Source organism: Paenibacillus sp. 32O-W (genome assembly GCF_007679495.1).
In the GTDB taxonomy this organism is placed as follows: Bacteria; Bacillota; Bacilli; order Paenibacillales; family NBRC-103111; genus Paenibacillus_L; species Paenibacillus_L residui.
On record NZ_VEGP01000074.1, the window covers coordinates 21,630 to 27,629 of the forward strand.

The window sequence follows — 6,000 nt, forward strand, 5'->3', positions numbered from 1 at the left end:
TACTGCATCATTATCTTCACATTTCCTTTGACGGCATCCGACATCGACATCAACTTCTTTTCACTGCTTCCGCTAACTCTATTCTTTTCGCTACGCCGCGATTGCCTGCTTCTACTGCTCCTTTGTGCTTTTCGTGCCAGTGACCTCTTCCTTTCATCGTCTTTCTTCATTTCCTTTCCTTTGGGAACTGCTCTCACTAACTAACTTCTTTCTCCTCGCTCCTTCCAACTGCTCACCTCCTAATTCCTTTTTCGTACCACTGACTTTCTTTTTTGAAGCAACCCCCACTTACTTCCTTCTTTCACACTCTCCGACCGCCGCCCTCTTAATTCCTTTCTCGTACTACTGACTTTTTAGTTCATCGTCTTTCTTCATTTCCTTTAATTCGAATCCATATCGTCTTTCCGCTCCTTTGGTTTGTTATCCCTTTTACTCAGAAATTAAGCAATTATCTAGAATAAGAACTCCCAAAGTATCTTTCAACGATATACCACCATAAGAACCTATAGAGAGCCGACTGTTCATTGGCGGTAAAACCTTAAGCTCCATAGGTATCGCCTAACAAGCTGTACTACGGATCTTTGCGTTCGCGAAGACATAACAACGAAGACTAAGGAAGCAGTGTCTCATTCTCCTGACTCTTGGGGATAACGATCAAAAGGCCAGGGAATGGATGCAATTTTCCTGACTTAAGGGGATAACAGTCAAAAGACGGGACATTGATGCTATGTTTCATTCTCCTGACTCACGGGATAACGGTCAAAAGACGGGACATAGATGCTAGGTTTCATTCCCTGACTCACGGGGATAACGGTCAAAAGACGGGACATAGATGCTATGTTTCATTCTCCTGACTCACGGGGATAACAGTCAAAAGACGGGACATTGATGCTATGTTTCATTCTCCTGATTTAGGGGGATAGCAGTCAAAAGACGGGACATTGATGCTATGTTTCATTCTCCTGATTTAGGGGGATAGCAGTCAAAGAGACTCGGGATGGGAGCATAGTTCCAGTCACCTGACTTTAGGGGATATCAGTGGTGGAGTGTTTAGAAAATCTTTTGAAACGAATTATGGAAGATAAGCGTCTTCGACGGCTACCTTTCTTTGGTCCTCCTGTTCAACATACTTCACTTGGATAATTTTCCCTTTCTGAAATTGCGGGATAAGGATTAGAGGAATAAAGGTTTTTACCGCGGCATGAAAAACTTCACCGTTATCCTTGGTAACGGTAAGATCCAATATAACCTCCGGCTGATCGTCAAGCTTGGACTGGGTTTGTCGAATGAAATTGACTATCGCTTCTGCAGATTTTCCATTGTCCATGATCTGCTTGGTCAGTCGCATCTTATCCTTATGGGAGCGATGCGCCAAGACGACTTTCGTTACTGTGAACGTTGTAGTAAAAAGGGAAATCACAACAAGAATGGAAATGACAAATAGTGATGTATTCATAGAATACCGCCGCCTTTTATTGAGAATCACAATTAATACCATTCTGTTCAACCCGCCTGGACAACACCAACAACTGCCCGGCAATTCCTGTCAGGAAATCGCCGGGCACCGCTGATTCTCAAAATATACAATTAGCTTAAATTTAACCGACGGCTTCATTCAGAAACTTATACTGCGCTTGAATAAGCCCGTGATAAATTCCCTGCTTTTTCATCAGTTCATCATGATTCCCGGTCTCCATGATTCTGCCATGATCCAGAACGACGATATTATCGGCATGACGAATGGTGGATAAGCGGTGAGCGATAATGAAAGAGGTTCTGCCTGCCAACAGCGTCTTCATCGCTTCCTGAATTTTCAGCTCCGTCTCGGTATCGATGCTGGCTGTCGCCTCGTCCAGAATCAAGATCCGGGGGTCGGCGAGCAGAGCTCTTGCGAATGAAAGAAGCTGTCTCTGCCCCATGCTCAGCATACTTCCCCGCTCCTGCACCTCCGTATCATAGCCATTGGGCAGGTTAATGATGAAGTCGTGAGCGTGAACCGCCTTGGCGGCCAGTTCCACCTCTTCGTCTGTCGCATCCAATCGCCCGAATCGTATATTATCGCGAATCGTTCCCGAGAAGATGAACGTGTCCTGCAGAACAATTCCAATCTGGGACCGAAGGCTCTGGACCGTAACATCCCGAATGTCGTGACCATCGATCATCACTCTTCCCTCTACCGGATCATAGAAGCGGCACAGCAAGTTGATGATCGTACTTTTTCCCGATCCCGTATGTCCGACCAAAGCTATGGATTGGCCCGACTGAACCTCCAGGCTTATCCCTTTAAGTGCCGGACGGTTCGGTTCGTATTCAAATACGATATTCTCCAGACGGATATTCCCTTGGATTGGGGGCAAGGTACGCGCTTTTCTTTTTTCTTGTACGGTCGGCTGTTCATCCATAAACTCAAAGATGCGTTCCGATGACGCCATAGCTATGAGCAGTTGAGAATACATTTGGCCCAAACGATTAATAGGCTCCCAGAAATGCCCGATATATGTGGCAAAACCGACCAACACCCCGATGGAAATATCCCCGGCGGCAACGAGCGTAGCCCCATACCAGAACAAAATACAGTAACCGATCGCTCCAGTAATTTCAATCAAGGGCCCGAAGGTTTGATTAAGACGTGAAGCTCGGTCCCATGATTTGCGGTTCACATCGTTCATTTCGTTGAAATACTGCATGTTCTCTTTCTCTTGGGTAAAAGCCTGGGTGACCTTAATTCCTTGGATACTCTCGTTCAGATGAGAATTAATGCGCGACTGCTTCATCCGAACGTCCTGCCAGCCCCGCCTGATCTTCTTACGCAAGGAAGTGGATACCAGAAACATTAACGGAACTGTAATCATGATGGCCAAACCGAGCTTGACATTAAACATCAAGAGTATGATGACTATTCCCAACAATTGAATACAGTCGATGAGTACGTTGACTACACCGTTAGTGAACAGATCTTGAAGAGAGTTTATATCATTCGTTACACGGACAAGAACCGATCCCGCCGGGCGCTTATCAAAAAAGCGAAAAGACAGAGACTGAATGTGGCTGAACAGATCATGCCTGAGATCATGGATCACCCGCTGCCCGATCATGGATGTATACCGGATCCTGTAATTGCTCGCCAGACATTGTATTATATATACCGCAGCCATTGAGGCAATGATGATAAGCAGCAGCTTTCCGTTCTTCTCCATTAGCGCATGGTCAATAGCATACGTGATGAACAAGGGGATGGCCAGCTTCGTTAGTGTGACCAGCAGTATCGTTATAATGATGATGGGCAGCATCTGTTTGCGGTAGGGCATCATATATTTACCCAGTCTGCGCATTTGTCCCCAGTCGAACGGCTTCTCCATTACTTCATCGTCTTGGTAGACAAAGCGCTGCTGCTTGCTGCCCCCCGACTGTTTCAACGAATCATCGTTCTCGACCTTTCGCCGGTTACTCAATTGGCCCACCTCTGCTTTAGCATTCTCTCTCCGGCCTCTTCGGGCCGATCGGAGTACTGGATTTTATAGGTTTCCAAATAAGGTCCCGGTTGGGCCAGAAGCTCCTCATGGGTTCCTCTCTGCACAATCCTTCCCTTATCCAAAACAATAATTTCGTCGGCATGTCGAAGCGAAGAGATTCGATGTGCTATAATAAATGTGGTTCTTCCCTTCATCAATTCGCTGAAGCCTGCTTGAATTTCATGCTCCGTCTCCATATCGACCGCGCTTGTCGCATCGTCCAGTATTAAGATTTTAGGGTCTTTCAACAAGGCGCGTGCGATGGCGATCCGCTGCTTCTGGCCTCCGGACAGCCCCATACCCCGCTCGCCAACGACCGTATCGTAGCCTTCAGGCAGCTCCATAATGAAGTCATGGGCTTTCGCCAATTGCGCCGCTTTAATTATTTTCTCCATCGGCACGTCCCTGTTGCCATAGGCGATATTATTGCGAATCGATGCCGAGAACAGGAAGGTTTCTTGGAAGACGACCGCAATTTGCCGGCGGAGAGATTCCAGATCCAGCTCGTTAATATTTCTCCCATCCAATGTAATGGCCCCATCCTTGAGGCTGTAGGCTCTCATCAACAATTGGATGAAGGTGGATTTCCCGGATCCCGTGCCGCCGAGCAGCCCGATGACGCTTCCGGCGGGAGCATCCAGGTTTATGTTATACAGCGCCGGAGAATTATCCGGATAGGCGAAGGTAACGTTCTCGTATTTAACATGTCCCTTTACCTGCTCCGGGCTCAGCTTGACGGCCTGATCCACGTTCTTGACATGCACGTAATGATGAAGCAGTTCAAGAATCCTTTCGCCGGACGCTTTCGATTGTGTATAATTGTTAATGTGCACCCCGATATTCCACATCGGGCCGATAATATACCAGATTAAGCTGTTGAACGCTACCAATTCCCCTACCGACATCTGTTCGGTGATAACGAAGTGGCCTCCTACCCCTAACAGAATGACGATGCTCAGGTTCGCAAATAGCTCCATAACCGGGAAGAACCTGGCCCATATATTGGAAGTAAATATGTTTGTCCCTTTGTAGTCTTCGCTTCTAGCCGCAAACTTCTCAATTTCATAGGGCTCGCGGGCAAAGGATTTAACCGTTCTTACTCCCGTAATATTTTCCTGCACGGCCGTAGTCAGATCACTCATGGATTTGCGGATGCTGCGGAAGGCCGGATGAATTTTCCCTTCGAAACGGACGGCTGTAAACGCCAGGAAGGGCATAGTGACCATCGTAATCAGGCTTAGCTTCCAATTGATGCTGAACATCATGGCCAGCCCGAATCCAAGCATCAGCACGACGTTAAATATTTGCGCCATACCGAAGCCGATGAAGTGGCGAATGGCCTCCAGGTCGGCAGTCAATCTCGACATCAAATCGCCGGTTCTTGCCTTGTCATAAAACTGGAAGGACAGATACTGCAGTTTGTTGTATAAGGCGTTCCGAAGATTATACGCTACCCGGTTACCAAGCCGTCCCCCGGTAAATCCGTGAAGAAACTGGAACGTTCCTTTAATCGAGATGACCACTATGACGAGTAACGACAAGTAAGGAACCATCTCATACTTTCCTGCGATGATGACATCATCGATCAAAAAGCGGAGCAGATTGGGATATACGAGTCCCAAGGCCGTGGCGCACGCCAGACAAATGATCGAGATGAAAAATAGCCTCTTCTCCTTCCAATAATACTCTTTCAACTGCCTAAATACATTCATCCTCCTGCCCCCTATAAGCTCTGCCTTTGGCAAAACTTGTCTCGTAAGCATTCGCTCCTTACTGTGAACCGTGCGAAAATAGGAATCGGCTTATGAAGCGACCTGATGGCCGTAACCGTCCGAATGAATAGAGTGAATAAATATTCATCCTACCCAGTGGCGGCCAGTAAAGTCTCTCTCCCCGATAAACCGCTTTCGGTTGGCCGGAGGCAGTATAAACCAGCGACAGCTCCTTAGTGCCGTCCCTTGTTATTTCTTTCTCCCGGCTTGTATCTAAGCGGTATTTCCGCTCGAATCATTAGCAATATTAACACCATCCTTACAGGGGGGCAATAAGTAGAAAACCGCTAAAATCCTCCTATTTCAACATTTGCTAATAAAAAGCAGATACAATCCGTCGAATCCTTTTAAATAATCCATATCCCCCCAATTGTTTCCTGTTTTCATCGACTTTCTTTTTCCAATGTTTCTCCGGCCGCTAATAACCTCGATTTGTTACCTTTTGGTTCCATCCGGGCTTTCATTTAATAAATCTGTTAACCTTCTTTGCGTATTTTTTCCCACAAGGATAACGGCTATCGCCGTCCTTTGGACTGGCGCGGTTACGATGAAATATAAGAACAGGTATGAGGTGGAACTTTTACTTTCTTACTTGAGTCTTGCAAAAATATCGCCGTCGATTACCGTGCCAAAAGATCGGAAATTTAGAACCTTTGTCGAATAACAGAATAGAAGAAGGACATCGTCCATGAATCGAGAAATTGTTGTTCACCACA

General features: G+C 46.6%; 3 protein-coding genes. All 3 read right to left on the bottom strand.

Going from position 1 to position 6,000, the window contains the following annotated elements; translation table 11 throughout:
• Nucleotides 1-1,072 precede the first annotated feature (1,072 nt).
• Nucleotides 1,073-1,456, bottom strand: a complete 384-nt coding sequence (locus FS806_RS21785; protein ID WP_144940855.1) for a hypothetical protein — start codon at nucleotides 1,454-1,456, stop codon at nucleotides 1,073-1,075.
• A 142-nt stretch (nucleotides 1,457-1,598) separates the two neighbouring features.
• Nucleotides 1,599-3,452 carry an ABC transporter ATP-binding protein gene (locus FS806_RS21790; RefSeq protein WP_144940857.1) on the bottom strand — a complete coding sequence of 618 codons (1,854 nt, stop codon included), beginning with the start codon at nucleotides 3,450-3,452 and terminating at the stop codon, nucleotides 1,599-1,601.
• Nucleotides 3,449-5,224, bottom strand: a complete 1,776-nt coding sequence (locus FS806_RS21795; protein WP_144940860.1) for an ABC transporter ATP-binding protein — start codon at nucleotides 5,222-5,224, stop codon at nucleotides 3,449-3,451. The genes FS806_RS21790 and FS806_RS21795 overlap by 4 nt, the downstream gene beginning before the upstream one ends.
• Nucleotides 5,225-6,000: the final 776 nt, after the last annotated feature.